The 23,735-nt window shown below is 74.7% G+C and carries 20 protein-coding genes; 17 read left to right on the forward strand and 3 right to left on the reverse strand.

What is annotated here, in order from left to right:
- The 15 genes from ABZW03_RS08880 to ABZW03_RS08950 form a co-directional block, all read left to right on the forward strand.
- On the forward strand, positions 1–1,071 hold a 1,071-nt coding region (locus tag ABZW03_RS08880; RefSeq protein ID WP_355254070.1), incomplete at its 5' end, for a hypothetical protein.
- 7 nt (positions 1,072–1,078) lie between these two features.
- Positions 1,079–5,536: a hypothetical protein gene (locus tag ABZW03_RS08885; protein WP_355254072.1), complete on the forward strand. Its 4,458-nt coding sequence runs from the start codon at positions 1,079–1,081 to the stop codon at positions 5,534–5,536.
- Positions 5,537–5,973: 437 nt separating this feature from the next.
- On the forward strand, positions 5,974–6,825 hold the full coding sequence (locus tag ABZW03_RS08890) for a fumarylacetoacetate hydrolase family protein (protein WP_355254074.1): 852 nt from the start codon (positions 5,974–5,976) through the stop codon (positions 6,823–6,825).
- Between the two features lie 11 nt (positions 6,826–6,836).
- Positions 6,837–8,180 carry an L-fuconate dehydratase gene (locus tag ABZW03_RS08895; protein WP_355254076.1) on the forward strand — a complete coding sequence of 448 codons (1,344 nt, stop codon included), beginning with the start codon at positions 6,837–6,839 and terminating at the stop codon, positions 8,178–8,180.
- Positions 8,177–8,938, forward strand: a complete 762-nt coding sequence (locus tag ABZW03_RS08900; RefSeq protein WP_355254078.1) for an SDR family oxidoreductase — start codon at positions 8,177–8,179, stop codon at positions 8,936–8,938. Before ABZW03_RS08895 ends, ABZW03_RS08900 begins: the two co-directional genes overlap by 4 nt.
- A complete protein-coding gene (locus ABZW03_RS08905) occupies positions 8,935–9,966 on the forward strand; it encodes an aldo/keto reductase (protein ID WP_355254080.1) in 1,032 nt (343 codons plus the stop codon). The genes ABZW03_RS08900 and ABZW03_RS08905 overlap by 4 nt, the downstream gene beginning before the upstream one ends.
- Positions 9,967–10,707, forward strand: coding sequence for a (Fe-S)-binding protein (locus ABZW03_RS08910; RefSeq protein WP_355254082.1), 741 nt, complete (start codon positions 9,967–9,969; stop codon positions 10,705–10,707).
- Positions 10,704–12,182, forward strand: coding sequence for a lactate utilization protein B (locus ABZW03_RS08915; protein ID WP_355254084.1), 1,479 nt, complete (start codon positions 10,704–10,706; stop codon positions 12,180–12,182). The genes ABZW03_RS08910 and ABZW03_RS08915 overlap by 4 nt, the downstream gene beginning before the upstream one ends.
- Positions 12,179–12,835 (forward strand): lactate utilization protein C, encoded by a 657-nt coding sequence (locus ABZW03_RS08920; protein WP_355254086.1) that lies wholly within the window; start codon positions 12,179–12,181, stop codon positions 12,833–12,835. The genes ABZW03_RS08915 and ABZW03_RS08920 overlap by 4 nt, the downstream gene beginning before the upstream one ends.
- A 158-nt stretch (positions 12,836–12,993) precedes the next feature.
- The gene (locus tag ABZW03_RS08925) at positions 12,994–13,689 is read left to right on the forward strand and encodes a FadR/GntR family transcriptional regulator (RefSeq protein WP_355254126.1); all 696 of its coding nucleotides are present in this window, start codon (positions 12,994–12,996) and stop codon (positions 13,687–13,689) included.
- A gap of 173 nt (positions 13,690–13,862) precedes the next feature.
- Positions 13,863–16,916, forward strand: a complete 3,054-nt coding sequence (locus tag ABZW03_RS08930) for a LodA/GoxA family CTQ-dependent oxidase (protein ID WP_355254088.1) — start codon at positions 13,863–13,865, stop codon at positions 16,914–16,916.
- A 26-nt stretch (positions 16,917–16,942) separates the two neighbouring features.
- Positions 16,943–18,160, forward strand: a complete 1,218-nt coding sequence (locus tag ABZW03_RS08935) for a tryptophan 7-halogenase (RefSeq protein ID WP_355254090.1) — start codon at positions 16,943–16,945, stop codon at positions 18,158–18,160.
- Positions 18,161–18,239: 79 nt separating this feature from the next.
- A complete protein-coding gene (locus ABZW03_RS08940) occupies positions 18,240–18,701 on the forward strand; it encodes a winged helix-turn-helix domain-containing protein (RefSeq protein WP_355254092.1) in 462 nt (153 codons plus the stop codon).
- Between the two features lie 351 nt (positions 18,702–19,052).
- The gene (locus tag ABZW03_RS08945) at positions 19,053–19,643 is read left to right on the forward strand and encodes a hypothetical protein (RefSeq protein ID WP_355254094.1); all 591 of its coding nucleotides are present in this window, start codon (positions 19,053–19,055) and stop codon (positions 19,641–19,643) included.
- Between the two features lie 41 nt (positions 19,644–19,684).
- Positions 19,685–19,813: a hypothetical protein gene (locus ABZW03_RS08950; RefSeq protein ID WP_355254096.1), complete on the forward strand. Its 129-nt coding sequence runs from the start codon at positions 19,685–19,687 to the stop codon at positions 19,811–19,813.
- A gap of 39 nt (positions 19,814–19,852) precedes the next feature.
- Here ABZW03_RS08950 and ABZW03_RS08955 read toward each other — a convergent pair whose 3' ends face one another.
- From ABZW03_RS08955 to ABZW03_RS08965, 3 genes are all read right to left on the reverse strand, one after another.
- Complete coding sequence (locus tag ABZW03_RS08955) at positions 19,853–20,485, reverse strand: flavin reductase family protein (protein WP_355254098.1); 633 nt, start codon at positions 20,483–20,485, stop codon at positions 19,853–19,855.
- A 151-nt stretch (positions 20,486–20,636) separates the two neighbouring features.
- Positions 20,637–21,215 (reverse strand): carbonic anhydrase, encoded by a 579-nt coding sequence (locus ABZW03_RS08960; protein ID WP_355254128.1) that lies wholly within the window; start codon positions 21,213–21,215, stop codon positions 20,637–20,639.
- Positions 21,216–21,425: 210 nt separating this feature from the next.
- The gene (locus tag ABZW03_RS08965; RefSeq protein ID WP_355254100.1) at positions 21,426–22,583 is read right to left on the reverse strand and encodes a PP2C family protein-serine/threonine phosphatase; all 1,158 of its coding nucleotides are present in this window, start codon (positions 22,581–22,583) and stop codon (positions 21,426–21,428) included.
- Between the two features lie 250 nt (positions 22,584–22,833).
- Here ABZW03_RS08965 and ABZW03_RS08970 point away from each other — a divergent pair, with 250 nt between their 5' ends.
- Entirely contained in the window at positions 22,834–23,295 is a 462-nt protein-coding gene (locus ABZW03_RS08970; RefSeq protein WP_355254102.1) for a helix-turn-helix transcriptional regulator, read from the forward strand.
- Positions 23,296–23,300: 5 nt separating this feature from the next.
- Complete coding sequence (locus ABZW03_RS08975) at positions 23,301–23,717, forward strand: VOC family protein (protein ID WP_355254104.1); 417 nt, start codon at positions 23,301–23,303, stop codon at positions 23,715–23,717.
- Positions 23,718–23,735 lie beyond the last annotated feature (18 nt).

The raw sequence follows: 23,735 nt of genomic DNA on the forward strand, positions 1-23,735 counted from the left end.
GGCGCGATCTGGCGCCAGCCGCTCGGCCCCTTCCTGGACGGCGGCGAGCGGGCCCGCACGCTGGCCTCGCTGCTGTTCGTGGCGCACTCGATGGGCGGGCTGGTGGTGCGGGCCGCGTTGGAGCAGGACCCGGAACTCGCGGCCGACACCCGGGCGGTGATCACCGTGGGAACGCCGTTCCTGGGCGCGGCGAACGCCGTCCTGACGCTCAACCTCCTGCACGCCGACGCCGGGCCGTCGTGGCTGCAGCGGCATGTCCAGGCGATGGCGGCGACGCTGCCGGGCCTGCACGACCTGCTGCCCGGCTACCGGTGCCTGGACCGCGGCCTCGACGTCGAACGCCTCACCCCGGCCGATGTGGCCCGCTTCGGCGGCGACGAGGACCTGGCCGCGCGCTCCCTCGCCGAGCACACCCGCCGCTGGGAGCATCCGTTCCAGCTGCCCGGGCACCGGGCGATCGTCGGCGTGGCCCAGCCGACCGTGCAGACCCTGGACGAGCGGCAGCGCGCCGGCCTCGCGGTCGTCGCGGGCCGCCATCACGCCTTCGACGTCGACGACGACGGCGAACTCCTCCGCGACCCGGCCACCGGCATCCCCGCCCGCCGCAACACCTACGGCGACGGCACCGTCCACACCCCCTCCGCCCAGGTGGGCACCGACGCGGTCGCCTACGTGTACGGCCAGCACGGCACCCTGACGTGCCACGACGAAGTCCTGCGCCAGGTCCGCAACATCGCCCTGGAGCGCCGACCGGGCGGCCGCCTGGCCGGCGACGGTCCACAGCCCGGCCTGGACGTGCCCCGGCTCGGCGGGACCTTCGGCGAGCCGCTCGCCCTCATGGTCACCGGCCTCGCCACCCCGGCCGGCGTGAGCCTGGCCGTGCGCTCCGCCACCACCGGCCGCCCCGGCCACCCCCTCACCCTCACCCGCGACGCCGACCGGGCGGACGGGGCCCTGACGGCCCGGTTCACCGCGGACGCGCCGGACCTGTACCGGGTCACCCTCGCCACCGGTACCCATCCGCCGATCTCCCAGCTCGTCCTCGTCAGCCCGCCCGAGGGGAGGCGGTAGCCCGCCCATGACCGCACCCGGCACTCCGCACCCCGCAGATCAGCCGGTACCGTCCGGCCCGCAGGACGGGAACGGCGTCGAGCTGTTCCCGGTGAACTTCACCGTCTACCGCCACCACCCCGACCTCGACACCGAGCGGCACGTCAAGGCGATCGCGGACCTGCTCGCCCCGTTCGGCCTGCGCGTCCGGCCGTGGACGGTCCCCGGCCACGAGCGGAACCGCCAGGCGGTCGAGGACCGGCTCGGCAGCTGGAAGCGCCCCACCACGTCCCACTACGGCAACTCGGTGCTGTACTGGGCCGGCCACGGCAGCGCCGACCACCTCGCCCACCACCGCACCCCCGCCCCCATCGACGACGGCATCTTCCCCGAAGAGGTCGCCCACGCCATCGGTGGACGCCAACTCCACCCCGACGCCGCCCACGCCTGGGTGATCGTCGTCCTCGACGCCTGCTTCTCCCAGGAGTTCGCCCAGGACGTCCACCTCGCGCTGCTGCGCAGACACCGCGCCGCCAAGCGGTACCTGCTGCTGTCCACCGCCGCCCGCGGCTACGCCGAACTCGGCGGCTTCACCCACGCCCTGGAACGGGCCCTGACCGTCGCCTTCCGGGGGAAGAGGACCGTCGGGCTCGTCGAGCTCGGCCAGGAGCTCGCCCGTGATCTGGGCGGCTACAGCGGTACCACCGCCGACGACCACCGCGACCGGCTCGTCCGCCTCGACGACGACATCTCCTCCGCCGTCTCCGCCCCGCTCGACCAGCTCGACGAAGTCCAGGCAGTCATCGACCAGCTGCCCCCCGACGAGCGGCGCCACTTCGTGCCCAAGGCGTCCGGCGCCGAGTTCGGCGAGCTCGCCTGGTACTTCCACGGCCGCACCGTCCAGCGCGACCGCGTCCTGCGCTGGCTCACCACCGCCGACCAGGGTGTTCTGGTCGTCACCGGCCCTGCCGGCGCCGGGAAGTCGGCCCTCCTCGGCCACGTTCTCCTCCACACCCGCAGCGAGCTGCGCGACATCCTCATCCGCCACGGCCACCTCGCCCCGCTCCCACCCGGTACCCCCTGCCCCGACGATCCGTTCGACCTCGTCGCCCACCTCGCCGGCCTCACCCTCAACCGCACAATCCAGCTCGTCGCCGACGCGGCCGGCCTGCCCGACCTCGCCCACGAGGCCGCCCGGGGAGGGCCCGCCGCCGACCTCACCAGTCGACTGATCACCGAACTGCGTGACCGGCGGGCCCGGTTCACGCTGCTGTTCGACGCCCTCGACGAAGCCGAACAACCCCTGATCACCGCCGACGCCCTCCTGCGCCCCCTCGCCGCACTACCGACGGTCCGCCTGGTCGTCGGCACCCGCCGCTCCACCCGCGAAGGACCGGACCAGCCCGCGCCTGCCGACACCGACCTCCTCGACGCCCTCCAGCCCCGGCCCCGCCCCACCGCAGCCGGCCAGGCGACGGGCCTGGAGCTGGTCGAGGTCGACCAGGACCCAGAAGCCCTCGCCGGCTACCTGCGGGCCAAGCTCACCACGGCCAAGCACCGCGGCGCCCTGGACCCCGACGACACCGACATCGCCTCCACAGTCCACCGACTTGTCGTCGACCACCCTCAGGGCAACGGCGAGCCGCAACAGTTCCTCTACGCCCGCCTCGCCGCCCACGAACTCCTCAACAACCCCCACCTGATCACCGACCCCACGCCGCTGATCGGCCGTACCCACCGCCAGCTCTTCACCCGCGCCCTCGAACGCCTCCACCGCACCAACCCCCACTACACCCCTCTCCTGCAAGCCCTCGGCCTCGCCCAGGGCCGCGGCCTGCCCGACCAGGGCGACATCTGGGCCGCCACCGCGAACGTCCTCGCACCGGCTCCCGCCGAGATGAGGAACAGCATCCGGGAACTGATGCGAGACGCCGCCCCCTACCTCGCCCTCGACCAGGAGCACGGGCAGATCGTCTACCGCCTCGCCCACCGCACCTTCGCCGAACACTTCACCACCGCACCCGACGCCGCCCGGGCCCACGCCGCCATCACGACCGCACTGATCAGCCACGCCACCCTGGCCCTGGGACCGCCGGGCACCCAAGACAGCACCTGTACCCGCGCAGCCCCGGCGACCGTCAGCCCCTACATCCGCCACCACCTCGCCGCCCACGCCCGACTCGGTCGCACCGCCGGAGCCCTCGACGCCCTGGGCGACAACCCCAGCGTCCTGGACCTGCTCGATCTCACCAGCATCACCACCGCCGTCTTCGGCCACGGCCCGCCCATCGGAGAACTGCCACCCTCTGTCGCCGGAACCGTCCTCCTCCAGCACCACGCCCGCGACACCACCCCCGACCACCCGACCGACGCCACCACCTGGCGCCGTTGGTGGCGTCGGCTCGGCACCACCTACATCCAAGGCACCCCGCCTGCCGCCGAACCACCGCGCCACGGCCCCGGAACCACGCTCCCCGACCTGGTCGCGGGCTCCGTCCGCCGACGTCAGGTCCACCTCCAACTCGCCGACCTCAACTACCGTGTGTTCTCCCTGGCGGTGTTCACAGCGCCCGACGGCACCCCCCGCCTCGTCACCGGAGACGCCAACGGGACGGTGCGGATCTGGGACCCCGCCACCCGTACCCAGATCGGTGAACCCCTCACCGGCCACTTCCTCGGGGTTCGGTCGATGGCGGTGTTCGCCGCGTCCGACGGCACTCCCCGCCTCGTCACCGGAGGCGTCGACGGGACGGTTCGGATCTGGGACCTTGCCACCCGTACCCAGATCGGTGAACCCCTCACCGGCCACAGATACGAGATCCTCCCCGATCCCGGCCACATCCGCGGGGTGCAGGCGGTGGCGGTGTTCGCCGCGCCCGACGGTGCCCCCCGCGTCGCTTCGGCCGGAGGTTCCGGGTCGGTGCGGATCTGGGACCCCGCCACCGGTGCCCAGATCGGCGAGCCCCTCATCAGCCGCACTGGCTATCTGCGGGCGGTGGCGGTGTTCGCCGCGCCCGACGGTACTCCCCGCATCGCTTCGGCCGGATATGACGGGGCGGTGCGGATCTGGGACCCCAACACCGGTGCCCAGACCGGCGAGCTCCTCGCCGGCCACGAAGGAGCGGTGCGGGCGATGGCGGTGTTCGCCGCGCCTGACGGCACCCCCCGCCTCGTCAGCAGTGCCAGGGCGGTGCGGATCTGGGACCCCAACACCGGCGCCCAGACCGATGAACCCCTCACCGGCCGCGCTGGCTATCTGTCGGCGATGGCGGTGTTCGCCGCGCCCGACGGCACCCCCCGCATCGCTTCAGCCGGCGGTGACAGGTCGGTGCGGATCTGGGACCCCAACACCGGCGCCCAAATTGGCGGGACCCTCGCCGACCACACCGACAGGGTGAACGCGGTGGCGGTGTTCGCCGCCTCCGACGGCACCCCCCGCCTCGTCACCGGAGGCGGAGACGGAACGGTGCGGATCTGGGACCCCGCCACCGGGCCCCGGACCAGCGAGCCCATCACCGGCGATACCCGCGAGGTGAACGTGGTGGCGTTGATCGCCGCGTCCGACGGCACCCCCCGCCTCGTCACCAGTAGCGACGACAGGTCGGTGCGGATCTGGGACCCCATCACCGGCACCCAGACCGGCGAGCTTCTCACCGGCCACGAAGAAGCGGTGTGGTCGGTTGTGGTGTTCGCCGAGCCCGACGGCACCCCTCGCCTTGCCACCGGAGGCGCCGACTGGACGGTGCGGATCTGGGACCCCATCACCGGCACCCAGACCGGCGGGCCCTTCGCCGACCATCCCGGCGGGGTGGTGGCGGTGTTCACGGCGCCCGACGGCACCCCCCGCATCGCTTCGGCCCCACAGCGCGGGTGGGTGGAGATCTGGGACCCCGCCACCGGCGCCCTCACCGGGGGGCTGTTCTACAGCCACAGAGGTGGGGTCGATGTGGTCGCGGTATTCGCCGCGCCCGACGGCGCCCCCCGCCTCGCTACCGGAGACGCCAACGGGGCGGTGCTGATCTGGGACCCCGTCACCAGCACCAGGGTCGGCGAGCTCCTCACCGGCCACGAAGGAGCGGTGTGGTCGGTGGCGGCGTTCACGGCGCCCGACGGCACCCCCCGACTCGTCACCGGAGACGCCAACGGGACAGTGCTGATCTGGGACCCCAGCGCCGGCATCCAGATCGGCGGGCCCCTCACCGGCCACGAAGGAGCGGTGCGGTCGGTGGCAGCATTCGCCGCGTCCGACGGCACCCCCCGCATCGCCACCGCCGACAGTGACGGGACGGTGCGGATCTGGGACCCCGCCACCGGCACGGGAACCGCCCTGCCCCTGGCGACAAGGATCAACTCCCTGGCAGCGGGCCACGGCCTACTCATCGCGGGCACCAAAGACGGCTTCCTCTGCCTCGACATCTCCGGGTACGACCACCCGACGGGCACCGACTCCGGGGAGGCCCCAAGGAGCATCGACGGCGAGCGATGAGGAAACGCGAGCCCTCCGGGACGCCCAGCCCCTGGACGCCGCCGTCGGCCACAAACCTCACCCGGTCCGTCCGCGCGGCCGCCGACCCCTGAGCGGGGCGGGCTCTCCGGTGCGGGCGGCGTGCTCGGATCCGGCTCGGGGTCGGCGACCCGCCGGGACCCTCGGCCCGGATGGCCGCCGACGCCCGGCCGGATGCCCAGCGCATTTTTCATGAGACATACATCGGATGGCTTGTCAGGCTGTGCATTCGAGGATCGCCCGCTTCTTCGAGCAAATGTCGTCCACCCTTGTGTGGAGAACACCTCGAAACAGCACCAGGCATCGGATGACTTCTTGTGCCGGCAGGTGTCGAACCGTATGGTCGTGCTCGCGCTGATTCATCCGATGTCTGCGGTCGTCGGTGGCCGGGTCTGCGCTCATCGACACAGGAGGTAGACATGAGGCTGATGCGGATCGGTGAGCCCGGGGCGGAGCTTCCCGTGGTGCTCGGCGAGGACGGCCGGGCGTACGGGCTGTCGGGGGTGACCGGGGAGATCGACGGGGCGTTCCTGGCGTCGGGCGGGGTCGAGCGGGTGCGGGAGGCGCTCGCGGCCGGAACGCTGCCCGTGGTCGACACCGACGGGCTGCGCGTCGGCGCCCCGGTCGCACAGCCGGGGAAGGTGGTGTGCATCGGCCTCAACTACCGTGACCACGCGGAGGAGACCGGCGCGGCCGTCCCGGAGCGGCCGGTGGTGTTCATGAAGGACCCGTCCACCGTGGTCGGCCCGTACGACCGGGTGCTGATCCCGCGCGGCTCGGTGAAGACCGACTGGGAGGTCGAACTCGCCGTCGTGATCGGGCGCGAGGCCCGCTACCTGGCGAGCCCGGCCGAGGCGGGAGCGCACATCGCCGGGTACGCGGTCAGCAACGACGTCTCCGAGCGGGAGTTCCAGCTGGAGTTCTCCGCGCAGTGGGACCTCGGCAAGTCCTGCGAGACCTTCAACCCGCTGGGCCCGTGGCTGGTGACGCCGGACGAGGTCGGGGACGTCCAGGCGCTCGGCCTGCGGCTGGCCGTCAACGGCGAGGCCCGGCAGGACGGCGACACGAAGAACATGGTCTTCGACGTGGCGTACCTGGTCTGGTATCTGAGCCAGTACATGGTGCTGCGCCCCGGCGACGTCGTCAACACCGGCACTCCGGCCGGCGTGGCCCTGGGCCTGCCCGGCAATCCGTACCTGCGCGCGGGCGACACCGTCGAGCTGTCCGTCGACCGCCTCGGCACCCAGCGGCAGACCTTCGTCGACGCGTGAGAGGCACCACCTTGTCCGAGAGCACCGTCGAGCGGATCACCGCCGTCGACACCTACGACATCCGCTTCCCCACCTCGCGCGAGCTGGACGGCTCCGACGCGATGAACCCCGACCCGGACTACTCCGCCGCCTACGTCGTGCTGCGCGCCTCGGCGGGCGGCCCCGAGGGCCACGGCTTCGCCTTCACCATCGGGCGCGGCAACGACGTCCAGGTCGCGGCCGTCGACGCGCTGCGCGGGTACGCCCTCGGACGGCCGGTCGCCGAGCTGTGCGCCGACCCCGGTTCGCTGTACCGCGACCTGATCGGCGACAGCCAACTGCGCTGGCTCGGCCCGGAGAAGGGCGTGATGCACATGGCCGTCGGCGCCGTCGTCAACGCCGTCTGGGACCTCGCGGCCAAGCGCGAGGGCAAGCCGCTGTGGCAGCTGCTCGCCGACGCCGACCCCGCATGGCTGGTCTCCCAGGTCGACTTCCGCTACCTGAGCGACGCCCTGACCCCTGACGAGGCGCTGGAGCTGCTGCGGCGCGGGAAGGAGGGCGCCGCCGACCGGGCCGCCGAACTCCTGCGGCGCGGCTACCCCGCCTACACCACCTCCCCCGGCTGGCTCGGCTACTCCGACGAGAAGCTCACCCGCCTCGCGCAGGAGGCGGTGGCCGACGGCTTCACCCAGATCAAGCTGAAGGTCGGCGCCGACCTCGCCGACGACGTCCGCCGCTGCCGCACCGCCCGCGCAGCCGTCGGACCGGACGTCCGGATCGCGATCGACGCCAACCAGCGCTGGGACGTCGCCGAGGCGATCGAGTGGACGAAGGCGCTGGCGGAGTTCGACCCGTACTGGATCGAGGAGCCCACCAGCCCGGACGACGTCCTCGGGCACGCCGCCATCCGCGGCGGCGTCCACCCCGTCAAGGTCGCCACCGGCGAACACGTGCAGAACCGCATCGTCTTCAAGCAGCTGCTCCAGGCCGAGGCGATCGACTTCCTCCAGCTGGACTCCGCCCGGGTGGCCGGCGTCAACGAGAACCTGGCCGTCCTGCTGCTCGCCGCGAAGTTCGGCGTGCCGGTCTGCCCGCACGCGGGCGGCGTGGGCCTGTGCGAACTGGTCCAGCACCTGTCGATGTTCGACTACGTCGCGCTCTCCGGCACCACCGAGGACCGGGTCATCGAGTTCGTCGACCACCTGCACCAGCACTTCCTGGACCCGGTCCGGATCGGCGACGGCCACTACCTGGCCCCCACCGCGCCCGGGTTCTCCGCGACCATGCACCAGGCCGCCATCGACACCTACCGTTTCCCCGACGGCGCGTTCTGGGCCGCCGACCCGGCCGCCGCCACGACGAAGGAGCAGGCGTGACCACCGACCTGAACGGCCTGAGCGCCCTGGTCACCGGCGGCGCCTCCGGCATCGGCCTGGCCACCGCCCTGCTGCTCGCCGAGCGCGGTGCGGACGTCGCCGTCCTCGACCTCGACCCGAGCGCCGCCCCCGCCCCGCTGCGCGGCTTCACCGCCGACGTCAGCGACGACGCCTCCGTCCGGACGGCCGTCGAGGGCGCGGCCGAGGCGCTCGGCGGCATCGACATCCTGGTCAACAACGCCGGCATCGGCGCCACCGGGACGGTCGAGGACAACCCCGACGAGCAGTGGCACCGCGTCCTGGACGTCAACCTCCTCGGCATCGTCCGCACCACCCGCGCCGCCCTGCCGCACCTGCGGCGCTCGGGCAACGCCGCGGTCGTCAACACCTGCTCCATCGCCGCCACCGCCGGCCTGCCGCAGCGGGCGCTCTACTCGGCCAGCAAGGGCGCCGTGCTGTCGCTCACCCTGGCCATGGCCGCCGACCACGTCCGCGAGGGGATCCGGGTCAACTGCGTCAACCCCGGGACGGTCGACACCCCGTGGGTCGGCCGGCTGCTGGACGCCGCCGCCGACCCGGCCGCCGAACGCGCCGCCCTCGACGGGCGGCAGCCCACCGGCCGGCTGGTCAGCGCGCAGGAGGTGGCCGCCGCCATCGCCTACCTCGCCTCCCCGGCCGCGGCCAGCACCACCGGGACGGCCCTGCAGGTCGACGGCGGCATGGCCGGCCTGCGACTGCGCCCGGAGGCCAAGCCGTGATCCCGCGCCAGAACCGGTTGGGTCGAAGCCGGGTGAAGGTCACCGAACTCGCCTTCGGGGCGGCGGGGATCGGCAACCTGTTCACGGCGGTGAGCGACGCCGAGGCCGAGCAGGCCGTGGAAGCCGCATGGGAGGCGGGTGTCCGGTACTTCGACACCGCCCCGCACTACGGCCTCGGCCTGTCCGAACGGCGCCTCGGCGACGCACTGCGCGCCGTGCCCCGGGACGCCTACGTGCTGTCCACCAAGGTCGGCCGCATCCTCGAACCGGTCGCTCCCGACGGGAACGACCGCGCCAACGACCCCGTCAACGCCCCCACCAACGACCTCGCCAACGGCTTCGCCGCCCCGGCCACCCACCGCCGGCGCTGGGACTTCACGGCAGCGGGCGTGCGCCGGTCGATCGAGGAGAGCCTGAACCGGCTCGGCCTCGACCGGATCGACATCGCCTACCTCCACGACCCCGACGACCACGCCGAGCAGGCCCTCACCGAGGCCTACCCGGAGCTGGAACGCCTCCGTGCCGAGGGCGTGCTCGGCGCGATCGGCATCGGCATGAACCAGGCCGGCCTCCCGGCCCGCTTCGTCCGGGAGACGGACCTCGACGTCGTCCTGCTGGCCGGGCGCTACAGCCTCCTCGACCAGCGCGGTCTGACCGACCTGCTGCCGCTGGCGGCCGAGCGGGGCGTCGGGGTGGTCGTCGGCGGGGTGTTCAACTCCGGCCTGCTGGCCGACCCGAAACCCGGTGCGCCCTTCGACTACACCGCCGCGCCCACCGAACTCCTCGACCGGGCCCTGCGGATGAAGGCCGTGTGCGAGCGGTACGGCCTCCCGCTGCGCGCCGCCGCGCTGCGCTTCCCGTTCGGGCACCCCGCCGTCGCGTCCGTCCTGGTCGGCACGCGCAGCGCCGCCGAGGTCCGGGACGCCGCCGCGCTGCTGACCCACCCCGTCCCGGACGGCCTGTGGGCGGAGTTGAAGGAGCGCGGGCTGCTCCCCGCCGAGGTCCCGACCCCGGGGGAGGCGGTGTAGATGCGGATCGCCCTGTTCATCACCTGTTTCAACGACACCCTGTTCCCCGACACCGGCCGGGCCGTGGTCACCGTCCTGGAGCGCCTCGGCCACCGGGTCGAGTTCCCGCAGGAGCAGACCTGCTGCGGGCAGATGCACTTCAACACCGGCTACCGGCCGGAGGCCCTCCCCCTGGTGGAGCGCTTCGCCCGGACCTTCGCCGACTACGACGCCGTCATCACCCCCTCCGCCTCCTGCGCCGGCATGATCCGCGAGAACCACTCCGTCCTCGCCGAGCGGCTCGGCAGCTCCCGGCTCCGCACCGAGGTCTCCGAACTGGCCCCCAGGGTCCACGAGTTCACCGAGTTCCTGACCGACGTCCTCGGTGTCACCGACGTCGGCGCCCGCTTCCCGCACACGGTCGCCTACCACCCCACCTGCCACTCGCTGCGCGGCCTGCGGCTGGGCGACCGGCCGGAGCGACTGCTGCGCGCCGTCGACGGCCTGGACCTGGTCGGCCTCCCGGCGGCCGACTCCTGCTGCGGCTTCGGCGGCACCTTCGCCGTCAAGAACGCCGAGACCTCCGGCGCGATGCTCGCCGACAAGGCGCAGGCCGTGCTGGACAGCGGCGCCGAGGTGCTCTGCGCCGCCGACAACTCCTGCCTGCTGCACATCGGCGGCGGCCTCTCCCGGCAGGGAAGCGGCGTACGGACCCTGCACCTGGCCGAGATCCTCGCCGCCACCGAAGGAGGCAACCGATGAACCGCAACAGGGGCGTCGTCTGGCTCGGTTCCCCGGCCTTCCCCGACGCCGCCCGCGAGGCGCTGAAGGACACCGGGCTGCGCGCCAACCTGAAGCGGGCCACCGGCACCATCCGCGACAAGCGCCTCGCCGTCGCCTCGGAGCTGGACGACTGGGAGGCGCTGCGCGCATCGGCCGCGGCGGTCAAGAAGCGCACCGCGCGCCATCTCGACCGCTACCTGGTGCAGTTGGAGCAGTCCGTCACCGCGGCGGGCGGCACCGTCCACTGGGCGTCGGACGCCGCCGAGGCCAACCGGATCGTCACCGGGCTGGTCCGGGCCACCGGCGAGACCGAGGTCGTCAAGGTCAAGTCCATGGCGACCCAGGAGATCGGCCTCAACGAGCACCTCGCCGAGGCCGGGATCACCGCCTACGAGACCGATCTCGCCGAGCTGATCGTGCAGTTGGGCGACGACCGGCCCTCCCACATCCTCGTCCCCGCGATCCACCGGAACCGCACCGAGATCCGCGACCTGTTCGTCGCCCGGATGGGGGACTGGGGCCGGCCCGCCCCCGAGGGGCTGGCTGACGACCCGGCCGAACTCGCCGAGGCTGCCCGCCGCCACCTGCGCGAGAAGTTCCTCACCGCCAAGGTCGCGGTCTCCGGCGCCAACTTCGCCGTCGCCGACACCGGCACCGTCCTGGTCGTGGAGTCCGAGGGCAACGGGCGGATGTGCCTCACCCTGCCGGAGACCCTGATCACCGTGATGGGCATCGAGAAGGTCGTCCCCACCTGGACGGACCTGGAGGTATTCCTGCAACTGCTGCCGCGCTCCTCCACCGGCGAGCGGATGAACCCGTACACCTCCGCCTGGACGGGCACCACCGAGGGCGACGGACCGCGGGCCTTCCACCTCGTCCTGCTCGACAACGGTCGCACCGACACCCTCGCCGACACCGTCGGCCGCCAGGCGCTGGCCTGCATCCGCTGCTCGGCCTGCCTCAACGTCTGCCCGGTCTTCGAACGCACCGGCGGCCACGCCTACGGCTCGGTCTACCCCGGGCCGATCGGCGCCGTGCTCACCCCGCAGCTGGTGGGCGTCGGCGGTGACACGAAAAGCAGTGCCGCCAGCCTGCCGTTCGCCTCCACCCTGTGCGGGGCCTGCTACGACGCCTGCCTGGTGAAGATCGACATCCCGGGGGTGCTGGCCCACCTGCGGGCCGAGGTGGTCGAGGCCGAGCGGTCCGCCCGGCGCCTGCCCACCGCCGAGGCGGTGGCGATGAAGGCCGCCGCCACCGTCCTCGACTCCCCCCGGCTGCTCGCCGCCGCCCAGAAGGCGGCCTCCCTCGGCGGCCGGGCCCTCGCCCGCAAGGGCCGGATCGGCCGGCTGCCCGGCCCGCTGCACGGCTGGTCCGACACCCGCGACACCCCCGCGCCGCCCGCCCGGTCCTTCCGCAGCTGGTGGCGCGAGAACAAGGAGGAGGACCAGCGATGAGCAGCCGCGAGGCCGTCCTCGGCCGCATCCGCGCCGCCCTCGCCGACGTCCCGCGCGGGGAGAGCCCCGAGGACGTGCCGGTTCCGAAGGACTACCGCCGCAGCCACGTCGAGCCGGGCGGCGACCGCGTCGCCCTGTTCGCCGAGCGGGTCGCCGACTACCGGGCCACCGTCACCCGCACCGACCCGGCCGGACTGCCCGACGCCATCGCCGCCGCCCTCACCGCGCGCGGCGTACGGCGGTTGGCCCTGCCCGCCGGCTTTCCCGTCGAGCTGCTGCCGCCCGGGGACTGGGACTGGCACTCCGAACCGCTGGACGTCCCCCGACTCGACGCGCTGGACGGGGCGCTCACCCTCGCCGCCGCCGGCATCGCCGTCACCGGGACCGTCGTCCTCGACGCCGGCTCCGGCCAGGGCCGCCGCGCCCTGACCCTCGTCCCCGACTACCACCTGTGCGTGGTCCGCGCCGAGCAGATCGCCGACGACGTCCCCGACGCCCTCGCCCGCCTAGACCCCACCCGGCCGCTCACCTTCATCTCCGGGCCGTCCGCCACCAGCGACATCGAGCTCAACCGGGTCGAAGGCGTCCACGGCCCCCGCACCCTCGACGTCGTCATCGTCGAGCCCACCCACCAGGAGCCGCACCGCCCATGAGGACCGCCCTGCGCACCCGCGTCCGCGAGGACCGGATCGAGGAGTACGAGGACGCCCACCGCGCCGTGCCCGCCGGGCTCACCGCCGCCGTCCGCGGCGCGCCCGTGACTTATCCTGCACGGATCCGAACGCGAGAGACACCAGAGAGGCGGGCGCGGGTGCCGGTCACCGACGAGGCGATCGAGAAGATCAAGGCCATGATCGTCAGCGGTGAGCTCCGCCCGGGCGCGAAGCTCCCGCGCGAGCCCGACCTGGCCGAGCGCCTGGGCCTGTCCCGCAACTCGCTGCGCGAGGCGGTCAAGGCGCTCTCCCTGATCCGGGTGCTCGACGTACGGCAGGGCGACGGCACCTACGTGACCAGCCTGGAGCCCGAACTGCTGGTCGACGCGCTGTCGTTCGTCGCCGACCTCCAGCAGGACGACACGGTGCTGCAGTTCCTGGAGGTGCGCCGCATCCTGGAGCCGGCCGCCGCCGCGATGGCCGCCCGGACGATGCCCGACGAGGACGTCGCCGCCCTCGGCGCGGTGCTGGCCGAACTGGACGACGACCCCTCGCTCGACGCGCTGATCGAGAACGACCTGGAGTTCCACCGCCGCCTCGCTGCGGGCTCGGGCAACGCCGTCCTCTGCTCCCTGATCGAGGGCGTCTCCGGCCCCACCGCCCGCGCCCGGCTGTGGCGCGGGCGGACCGAGGAGGGTTCCGTCGAGCGGACCAGGCAGCAGCACCGGGCGATCTTCGAGGCCGTCGCCGCCCGGCAGCCCGACCTCGCCCGGGCTTGGGCGACGGTGCACGTCGGCGAGGTCGAGCAGTGGCTGCGCGGCACCCTGGGCGCGACGGCCGCCGAGCTCCGCTGAACGCCCGGCGTCGGCCCGGTCGCGCCCCGGCCAGTGTAAGAGGGTAGGTCGGTCGGGCGTACCCCGGCGCGCCGGGGACCGCTGGTCCGTGCACGCTGGACCGGGTGGGTGGGCACCGGCGCACACGTCCGGACCACCGGCCCGGCGCACCGCCGCACGGATCGGAGCACAGCATGATCGGAACCCCCGCGCCCTTCGCCGAGAGCGGCGACGGGAACGACGACGGGAATGCCGGCCCTCCGCAGCTGCCGGGCTGCGCCGAGGACGCGGCCGCCGCCCTGCGGCAGATGTTCGTCGACCTGACCCAGGGGGCCCGGATCTCCCGCGGCCAGGAGCCGGTCGGACGGCCGGTGTTCCTCAAGCCGCACGGCGTCGCCCGCGGCGTGCTGACGGTCTCCCCCGACCTGCCGCCCGACCTGCGCGTCGGGTTCCTCGCGACCGCCCACGAGCGGCCCGACGGCCTGGCCGCCTGGGTGCGCTTCTCCAGCGACACCGTGCCCGGCAGGCCCGACCTCGACACCACCCTGGGCATCGGCGTCAAGCTGTTCGGCGTGCCCGGCCCGAAGCTGCTGGACGGCGAGACCGGAGCCGGCACCCAGGACCTGCTGCTGCAGAACCACGACGTGTTCTTCGTCGACACCGCCCAGGACATGTGCGAGTTCACCAGGGCCGGCGTCGTCGACGGCGACTACGAGCGGTACCTCAGGGACCACCCCGTCACCCGGGAGGTCCTCGCCGCGATGGCCCGCTTCGAGGAGAGCGTGCTCACCGCCGGCTACTGGAGCGTCCTCCCCTACGCCTTCGGCCCCGAGCGCTTCGTCAAGTACAAGCTGGTGCCCGCCGGTTGCGCGCCGGGCGACCCGGCGGCGGTGCCACCCGACGAGAACCCCGGGTACCTGGGCGCCGACCTGCGCCACCGGCTCGCGGCGGGCCCGGCGGCCTTCGACCTGATGCTGCAGTTCCGCACCGACCCGCAGCGCATGCCGCTCGACCGGGCCACCGTGCGGTGGGACGAGGCCGCGAGCGAACCGGTGACGGTGGCCCGGCTGACCCTCCGGAAGCAGGACGTCACCGCGCGGGGCCAGGCCGCCTACGGCGAGAACCTCGCCTTCAACCCCTGGCACACCCTCGCCGAGCACCGCCCGGCGGGCAGCCTCGCCGAGGTCCGCAGGACCGTCTACCAGGCGTCGGCCGCACAGCGCCGCGACGTCAACGGCGTCCCGGCGGCCGAACCCGGCCCGGCCCGCCCGCAGTTCACGCCGCCGCCCGGCCGCGACACCCGGATCGTCCGGGCCGCCGTGCACCCGGCGATCGGGGTGGCCAGGGTCGGCGACAGCGCGGACGAGTACGTCCTCGCCCCCGAGGTCGACCGGCCGGCCCCGCTGCCCGCCGGGAGCTACAAGGACGCCACCGGCGCCCTGAAGCGGCAGGCCGTCCGGTTCCGCGTCTACGGCTACAACGCGGCCGGCGAGCCGGTGGCCGAGCTGACCGCCGACAACGCGGACCTGCGCTGGACGGTGCACGTCGCCAACCGGAAGGCCGCCTGGTACCAGTTCCAGCTGGCCCTCGACATCCCCGAGGCGGACCGGGCCGACGACAGCAACCTGCGCAACCCCAAGGTCCCGGCCGACCAGCGCGACCGCCTGGTCATCGACCCCGGCCCCCGGTCGGTGCGCGGCCGCGACCGGTCCGGCGGCCCCGAGCACACCTTCGACACCGGCACCTTCCTGGACCGGCCCGTCCACCTCGGGGAGCTGCGGACCGACGGGAGCGGCCGGCTCCTCTTCCTCGGCGGCCGGGGCGTCTCCGCGTCCGTCACCGACACCCCCGCCGACACCTTCGCCAACAACGACGGCTGGTACGACGACGTCTCCGACGGCCCGGTCACCGCCGAGGTCAGCGTCGACGGGCGGCCGATCCCGGTCGAACCGGGCTGGGTGGTCACCGCGCCCCCCAACTACGCGCCCGACCTCACCTCGGTGCGCACGATGTACGACCTGGTCCGCGACGCCTTCGTCACCGCCGGCCTCCTTCCCGAGCCGCCGCGGCCGTCGTTCACCCGGGACGTGCTGCCGGTGCTGCGCCGCCTGTGCGACCTCCAGTGGGTCAACCAGGGGGTGGCCGTCCAGCTGGGGCACGGCGGGCGGGAGGACCTCCTCGACCCGGCGCGCCTCGCCGCGCTGGCGGACCCGTCACCCGTCCACCGGGAGCTGCGCCGTCAGGTCTGGCTCACCGTCCGCGACTACGACCGGGACGGCCTCTCCCCCGTGCCGTGGCCGGGCGTGTACGGCGATGCGATGAACGTACCGGCCCAGTCGGTGCGCCAGCACGTGACGCTCTCCCCGCTCCAGTACCGCCTCCTGCGGCGCTGGGCCCGCGGGGACTTCGACGCCGACCACGACCCGCGGGCCGCCCCGCCGGCCTCCCTCGACGAGGTCCCGCTCGCCGAGCGGCCCGGGACCCTGGACCGGGCGGCGCTCTCGTTCTGCCTCGCCGACGCCTTCCACCCCGGCTGCGAACTCACCTGGCCGATGCGCCACACCACCCTGTACAGCAGCCCCTTCCGGGTGCGCCCGCGCGATCCCGCGCTGCCGCCCCCGCCCGCCTACGGCCCGACGCTCACCCCGCGGATCGCCCTCTCCTACGACGGCCCGCTCTACGCCCAGCGGCCCGGCGACCTGACCAGGTGGATGGCCGTGCCCTGGCAGACCGACACCGCGAGCTGCCGGTCCGGCTACGAGTACCTCTCCGGCTTCGGCACCTACGACCCGTACCTGCCCACCTTCTGGCCGGCCCGGGTGCCCAACCACGTGATCGCCGAGGAGGAGTACGCGATCGTCATGGACGCCTCCCGGCCGATCGAGGAGCGCCTGGCCGCGTTCGGCACCCGGCGGACCTGGCTGCGCTGGCTCCCCCCGCGCTACCTCGACACCATCAACGCCATGGTGACGGACTTCGGCCGGCTCGGCGTGGTCGAGCGCCGCCCCGGGCCCACCGACGACCCCCGCCTCCCGGCGGAGCTGCTCGTCGAGTCCGAGGTGAGCTTCCCGCCGGAGCCCGCACCGCCGGCCCGGCGCAACCTGGTCGCCCTGCACGTTCCGCTCGGCGCCGACCCGGTGCTCGGCGAGGCCGCGCTGGCCACCGCCGTCACCATGGCGGAGCTGCCCGACGAGGAGGTCTCGGCGGGCTACATCGACAAGGTCAAGCGCCTGCGGCGCGACCGGTGACGAACCGCCCGTACCGGCCGGGGCCCGTGGACGCCGTGGGTGCCGTGGACGCCGTGGACACCGTGGACGCCGTCGTGGCAGGCGGCGGACCGGCGGGCTCCGTCGCGGCGCTGGTCCTAGCGGCCGCCGGCCGGCGCGTCCTGCTCCTCGACCCCGGCGGGCGCCCCGCGCAGCCCGCCGGCCGCGGCGCGTTCCGGATCGGGGAGTCGCTGCCGCCCGCCGCCCGGCCGCTGCTGCGCGACCTCGGGCTGCTGGACGGCTTCCTCGCCGCCGGGCACCCCGCGTCCACGGGCACGTACGCCGCCTGGGGTGCGCCGGCGCTGCACGGCATCAGCCACCTCTTCGACCCGTACGGGCACGGCTGGCACCTCGACCGGCTCCGCTTCGACGCCTTCCTCCGGGACGCGGCCGTGGCGGCCGGCGCCGAGCTGCGGCGGGCCGCCCTGCTCGCGCGGTCCGGCGACCGGCTGACCATCCGTCAGAACGGCAGCGTGGCGGAGTTGCGCACCCGCTGGACGGTCGACGCCACCGGGCGGAGCTGCGCGATCGGCCGTCGTCTCGGCCGCCGCCACCGGCAGGACCGGCTCGTCGCCGTCTACGCCGTCCTCCCCCGCCGGCCCGCGGCCGACGGCACCGGCCCGCGGGACGCCGAGGCGCGCACGCTCGTCGAGGCGGCGCCGCACGGCTGGTGGTACACCACCCCGGTCCCGGCCGGACGCCTGGTCGCCCACCTGACCGACCCCGACCTCGCCGCCCCCGCACTCCGCACCCCGCAGGGCTTCTGGCACGGCGCCACCCGGACCGACCACGTCCGCCGGCGCCTGGCCGGCTACGACCCCGCCGCGACCCCCGTGCCGCGCTGGACACCCGCCCACGGCGTGCGGCTGGCCCCGGCCGCGGGTCCGGGCTGGCTGGCGGCCGGGGACGCGGCGCTCGCCTTCGACCCGCTCTCCTCCCAGGGCATCCTCACCGCCCTGCACACCGGCGCCCGCGCCGGGCAGACCGTGGCCGCGTGCCTGGCCGCCCCGGCCCGCACGGCGGCCGTCCTCGCCGACTACACGGCGTTCCTGGACGGCGTCGCGGACGCCTACCGGAGGAACCACGCGTACGCGTACGACCAGGAGCGGCGCTGGCCGTCGAGCCCGTTCTGGCGCCGCCGCCGGAGCAGCGGCCCGAACGGGGAGACCTCGGCGGACCTCCCGGAAGCCCGGCCCGAGCGGGAGCGTCCGCACTCCGACGGATGACTGCTCGTGCGGCACCGGCCACCCCGTGCAACCGTGGCTAAGCCACCGAACGGTGGCAACGGCACCACGGGAGAACCTCATGAACGCCCAGCAGATCTCACCCGAGCTGCTGCCCGGCGCGCGCCTGCGGGAGGGGGTGTGGGAACTGCCGGGCGCGCCCCGGGAGATCCACCTCGGCGGGCGCGGACTGCTCCTGCTGCCGACCTTCCACTGGTACGGCCCGGCGCTGCCCGCCGACCTCCCCGGCCGCCCGCTCGCCCTCACCTACCCGGCCGGGCCAGGCCTGCTGCCGAGCCCCGACGGCCGCACCGGGGTGCAGGCCCTGGCCGCGGTGATCGGCGCCACCCGCGCCGAGCTGCTGCACCTGCTGGAGCAGGAGTGCACCACCACCGAACTCGCCCGGCGGCTGGGCGTGAGCGGTGCGACGGTGTCCGCGCACGTGGGGGCGTTGCGGGCGGCGGGGCTGGTCGCGAGCGCGCGGGCGGGGCGGGCGGTGCGGCACCGGCGGACGGTGCTGGGGGCGCTGCTCGCGGGGGAGTGAGGGCGCGTCGGGCGTGAGCGGCGCGCCTCCCGGAGGGTGGGGCCGCTACCGGCCGGGGGGCACCGCCCGGAGGCCGGACCCGGAGCCGGGGCCGCCTCCGGCACGATCAGGAAGAAGGCGGCCCCGGCCCCGGTACGGGTTCCGTACGGGCGGGGCATCGACCGCGATGCCCGTACGGCTGCGGTCGGCACCCATTCCACGACTTCAACAGCACTTGAAGTCAAGCCCCGCCGGAGACGGGCCCCGCCCGAAAGTGCCGCCGCGCGGCCGGGTAGCCTCGCTCCCGGCGGGGGCCTGCGGGGGGCGAACACGGACAAGACGGACACGGGCGAGATGGACAGGGGCGGGCAGATGGCCGAGCAGCACACCTACTGGCGGGCGTCGGACGGTTCGGCGGTCAGCGCCAGCCAGGCGCACATCGTGTGGACCAGGGCGGCCTACCCCGCCCTGGTGGAGGTGGCGCGCCGCTACCACGCGGTGATCAGCTACGCGGACCTGGCCGAGGCGGTGCAGGAGGCCTCCGGGGTGCGCACCCGGATCAACCAGCGGCACTGGATCGGCAAGGTGCTCTCCCTGGTGATCCGCGAGGCGCACCGGCGCGGCGACCCGCCCCTGACCGCCCTGGTGGTGCACGCCACCGACGGCCGGGTCGGCCCCGGCTACCAGGAGGTGCTGGCGGTGGCCGGACAGCCGCCGGTGGCCGCGGAGATGGACCGCGAGCAGCACGCGGCCGCCGCCCGTCTGGCCTGCTACCGGCACTTCGGCGCCGACCTGCCCGCCGACGGCGGCATCCCCGCCCTGGCCCCGCGCCTGCGCGCCTCGGTGGAGCGCAAGGCCGCCGCCACCGCCGTGCCGCGCCCGCCGGCGATCTGTCCGAACTGCTTCCTGGAACTGCCCGCGACCCGGGTGTGCGACTCCTGCGGGACGACCGTCGCGCCGTGAGCCGGGGGCGGGGGCGGGGCGGCCTTCGCGTGGGCCGGCCGGTGACCGCCGCCGCGCAGGCGCTGCTGGCCGCGCTGCTCCTGCTGCTGCTCCGCTCGGCCTGGCGACGACGGTCGGATCGCCTCGTGCGCCGCCGCCGGACCGAGCGGAACGAGCGGCGGAAGGGCTGAGCGGCGGAAGGGCTGAGCGGCGGAAGGGCTGAGCGGGCGTCACACGGCGGCGGGCAGCCGCCCCGGCATCTGCCAGCCCTCGGCGAGCCGGGAGGGGGACAGCCGCCGCCCGTCGCCGAAGAACTCGCAGAACTTCATGATCAGCGGGTCCCAGCCGACCGGGTCGACGTAGTGGTCGCTGCCCGGCACCAGCAGGCCCTCCTCCACGTGGGCGCGCACCACCGTCACCTCGAACGCGGTGCGCCCGCCGCCCGTCAGCGCCGTCGCCGACTCCACCCGGCACTCCAGCTGCACCGGGCACTCGGCGGCGCGCGGCGCCCGCACCAGCTCGCCGGGCACCTCGGTCAGGCCGGCGGCGGCGAACTTCCGCCGCTCGTGCCGGTAGCCCTGCTTCAGCCGGTACTCGGCGATCCGCGGGTTGGCGGTCAGCAGCGCGAGGGCGTCCACGGCGTCCACCTGCGCCGAGGAGGGCAGGTTGAGCACGCACTCGCCCTCGCGCCGCAGGTTGGCGGCGGTCTGGGAGCTGTCGCCCAGGCCCAGCACGCACGACTGCCCCAGCCACCATGCCGAGGACATCGGCATGAGGTTGGCGCTGCCGTCCTCGTTGCGGGAGCCGATCAGCACCACGGGGGTGCCGAAGTACAGGACCTTGAGATCGATGACCTTGTGCACGGGAACTGCCGTCCTCGGGAACTGGGGAAGGGGAATCACTGCTGGTCGACGACTCTGCCCGGGCCCGCCCGGGGGGCGCTGGCGGTGATCGGACATCGCGTTCCCGAGGACGGACGCACCCGCTACGGTCCGTCAGCTCGTCGCCGGCCGGTCAGCCCACCGGTCCCCGGGCGGCGACCAGGTGGGCCCGGCCGTCGCGCAGCCGGTAGGACAGGCCCACCACGGCCACCTTCCCCTCGGCGATCCGCGCCGCCAGCGCCTGCGAGCGCTCCACCAGCAGGTCCACGGTCTGGCGGATGTGCTCGTCCACGATCCCGTCGCGGTCCTCGATGCCCGCGGCCCTGGCGGACAGCACGCTCGGGGTCACCCGCTCCACCACGTCCCGCACGAACCCGCCCGGCAGCCGCCCCTGCTCCAGGGAGTCCAGCGCCGCCGCCACCGCGCCGCAGGAGTCGTGCCCCAGCACCACCACCAGCGGGCAGTCCAGCACGCTCACCCCGTACTCGATGCTGCCCAGCGCCTCCGCGCCGGTGACGTGCCCGGCGGTGCGCACCACGAACAGGTCGCCCAGGCCCTGGTCGAAGATGATCTCGGCGGCCAGCCGGGAGTCCGAACAGCCGAACAGCACCGCGAAGGGCCGCTGCGCCGGGGCGAGCGCCGTGCGGCGCCCGGCGTCCTGGTTGGGGTGCTCGGGGATGCCCGCGACGAACCGGGCGTTGCCCGCCATCATCACCCGCAGGGCCTGGGCGGGGTCGGTCAGGAAGTCGTCCGTCGGGCCGTCGAGCGGGCTCTCGTGCGGGCCGTCGTGCGGGCTCTCGTGCGGGCCGTCCGTAGGGCCGGGTATCGGTGTGGGGATCATGCCAGCACCCTAGATCGCCGCAGGTGGAGCCCGCAGCCGGGGGTCGAGGGGTGGACGGTTCGTGGCCGGTTGGTCGGGCGGTTACGGGGCGGGGCGCAGGGCGAGGACGGTGACGTCGTCGCGGCTGCGTCCGCCGCTCCAGCGGCGGGCCCGCCGGTCGAGGGCCTCGGGCAGGGCGTCGGCGGGGAGGGCGGCGAGGTCGGCCAGGCCCCGCTCGACCGGGTAGAACGCGCCGGAGGCGTCCTGGGCCTCGGTGATGCCGTCGGTGAGCAGCACCAGCACCGCGTCGTCGGGCAGCGCGAAGCGCCGTACGGGGCGCGGGGCGCCGTCGGCGGCCAGGGCGGCGAGGCCGAGCGGGATCCCGGCGTCCAGGGTGACGGGCTCCACGCGGCCGTCCGGGTGCAGCAGGTAGGGGGAGAGGTGGCCGCAGTTGACGGCCCGCACCTCGGTGACCTCCCCGTCCCCGTCCCCGTCCTCCCCGTCCCCGTCCTCCTCGTCCTCGCCGGGGCCGCCGACGCAGAGCACGGTCGCGGTGACGAACCGTTCCTGCTCGCCGCTCTGCACCGCGTAGGCGTTGTGCCGCTCCACCGCCGCCTCCAGGGCGTCGGCGACGGCGGGCAGCCGCGCCTCGCGGAAGGCCGCCTCCCGGAAGGCGCTCAGCACCGCGAAGCCCGCCCCGATCGCGGGCAGGCCCTTGCCCTGGACGTCGCCGACCAGCACCCGGGTGCCGTGCGGGGTCGCGGCCACGTCGTACAGGTCGCCGCCGACCAGGGCGTCCTGCTCCACCGGCCGGTACAGCCCGTCCAGGCGCAGGTGCGCGGTGGTGACCGGCAGCGGGCGCAGCAGCTGGCGCTGGAGGGCGACGGCGCTCTGCCGCAGCCGGGACAGCTGCCGCTCGCGCCGCACCCGCCGCGCGCACAGGCCGATCACGGCGCCCTCGGCGGCGACCACGCCCAGCAGGGTGCCCAGGCGGGCCGGCAGGTCGCCGGGCGGGTACAGCACCGAGTGGGCCACGACCACGGCGGTCACCCACACCGAGGCGGCCACCGTCTGGGCGACGGTGCCCAGGCCCGCCAGCAGCGCGGGCAGGAACACCAGCAGCAGCACCAGCCGGGCGCCGGTGCCGGTGACCGCCTGGACCAGCAGGACGGCGACGGTGGCGGCGAGCACGCCGAGCACCACCGCCCGGTTGCCGGGGGCGCGCGGGGAATCGGGCCGCTGGTCGTCGCCGTCCACCACCCCTGCCGCCCTCTCCGCCGTCCGGCCGGCTCCCTGCCGTCCGGCCGTTGCTCCAGGGTGGTCGGCGCGGCGGGGCGGGCGCGAGCGGGCTGCGCCGGGCGGGGGACGGTGCGGGTGGACGGTGCGGGTGGACGGTACGGGGAGGGGCCGGGGAGGCCGTCCGTCGGTGGCGCTCGGTACGGTGGCCGGTGTGCCGCCCTCGTCCCCGCCTCCGTCCCCGCCTCCGTCCCCGTCCTCCCGCGCGAGCCGGGTGCCGCTCGACGACCTCGTGCGGCTGCGCCGGGCCCGGGACCGGATGGACCGCGAGTACGCGCAGCCGCTGGACGTGCCGGCGCTGGCCCGGACCGCGCTGATGTCCTCCGGCCACTTCTCGCGCAGCTTCCGCGCCGCCTACGGCGAGACCCCGTACAGCTACCTCATGACCCGCCGGATCGAGCGGGCCAAGGCGCTGCTGCGGCGCGGGGACCTGAGCGTGACCGAGGTGTGCATGGAGGTGGGCTGTACCTCGCTGGGCTCCTTCAGCACCCGCTTCACCGAGCTGGTCGGGGAGAGCCCCAGCGCCTACCGGGCTCGCGACCACGAGCAGGGCGCGGCGATCCCGGCCTGCATCGCCAAGATCCGCACCCGCCCGGTGCGGCGCGCCGAGGCCAAGGACGCCGAAGGGAGGGAGGAGGCCGGGCGGGACGGCGGCCCCGGCACTCCCGTAGCGTGACGGCCATGAGCATCGAACTCGCGCAGTGCTTCATCGCCGTCGACGACCACGACCGGGCGCTCGCCTTCTACCGCGACGTCCTCGGCTTCGAGGTGCGCAACGACGTCGGCTTCGAGGGGATGCGCTGGGTCACCGTCGGCTCGCCCGACCAGCCCGGCGTGGAGATCGTCCTGGAGCCCCCGCTGGCCGACCCGCACGCCTCCGCGGACGACCGCCGAGCCGCCGCCGAACTCCTCGCCAAGGGCCTGCTGCGCGGCGTCATCTTCCGCACCGACGACTGCGACGCCACCTTCGAGCGCATCCGGGCGGCCGGCGCCGAGGTCCTCCAGGAGCCGATGGACCAGCCCTACGGGGTGCGCGACTGCGCCTTCCGCGACCCGTCGGGCAACATGCTGCGCTTCAACCAGCCGCGCACCGCGTAACCCGCGACTCGTCGACCC

The organism is Kitasatospora sp. NPDC004799 (assembly GCF_040609095.1).
Classification (GTDB): domain Bacteria; phylum Actinomycetota; class Actinomycetes; order Streptomycetales; family Streptomycetaceae; genus Kitasatospora.

What these genes read in the sequence shown, in the direction of transcription:
- ABZW03_RS08960 (WP_355254128.1), bottom strand. Translation starts at nt 21,215, where the DNA reads ATGATGGCGGGCAACGCCCGGTTCGTCGCGGGCATCCCCGAGCACCCC.
- ABZW03_RS08890 (WP_355254074.1), top strand. Translation starts at nt 5,974, where the DNA reads ATGAGGCTGATGCGGATCGGTGAGCCCGGGGCGGAGCTTCCCGTGGTG.
- ABZW03_RS08975 (WP_355254104.1), top strand. Translation starts at nt 23,301, where the DNA reads ATGAGCATCGAACTCGCGCAGTGCTTCATCGCCGTCGACGACCACGAC.
- ABZW03_RS08885 (WP_355254072.1), top strand. Translation starts at nt 1,079, where the DNA reads ATGACCGCACCCGGCACTCCGCACCCCGCAGATCAGCCGGTACCGTCC.
- ABZW03_RS08945 (WP_355254094.1), top strand. Translation starts at nt 19,053, where the DNA reads ATGGCCGAGCAGCACACCTACTGGCGGGCGTCGGACGGTTCGGCGGTC.
- ABZW03_RS08915 (WP_355254084.1), top strand. Translation starts at nt 10,704, where the DNA reads ATGAACCGCAACAGGGGCGTCGTCTGGCTCGGTTCCCCGGCCTTCCCC.
- ABZW03_RS08940 (WP_355254092.1), top strand. Translation starts at nt 18,240, where the DNA reads ATGAACGCCCAGCAGATCTCACCCGAGCTGCTGCCCGGCGCGCGCCTG.
- ABZW03_RS08910 (WP_355254082.1), top strand. Translation starts at nt 9,967, where the DNA reads ATGCGGATCGCCCTGTTCATCACCTGTTTCAACGACACCCTGTTCCCC.
- ABZW03_RS08930 (WP_355254088.1), top strand. Translation starts at nt 13,863, where the DNA reads ATGATCGGAACCCCCGCGCCCTTCGCCGAGAGCGGCGACGGGAACGAC.
- ABZW03_RS08920 (WP_355254086.1), top strand. Translation starts at nt 12,179, where the DNA reads ATGAGCAGCCGCGAGGCCGTCCTCGGCCGCATCCGCGCCGCCCTCGCC.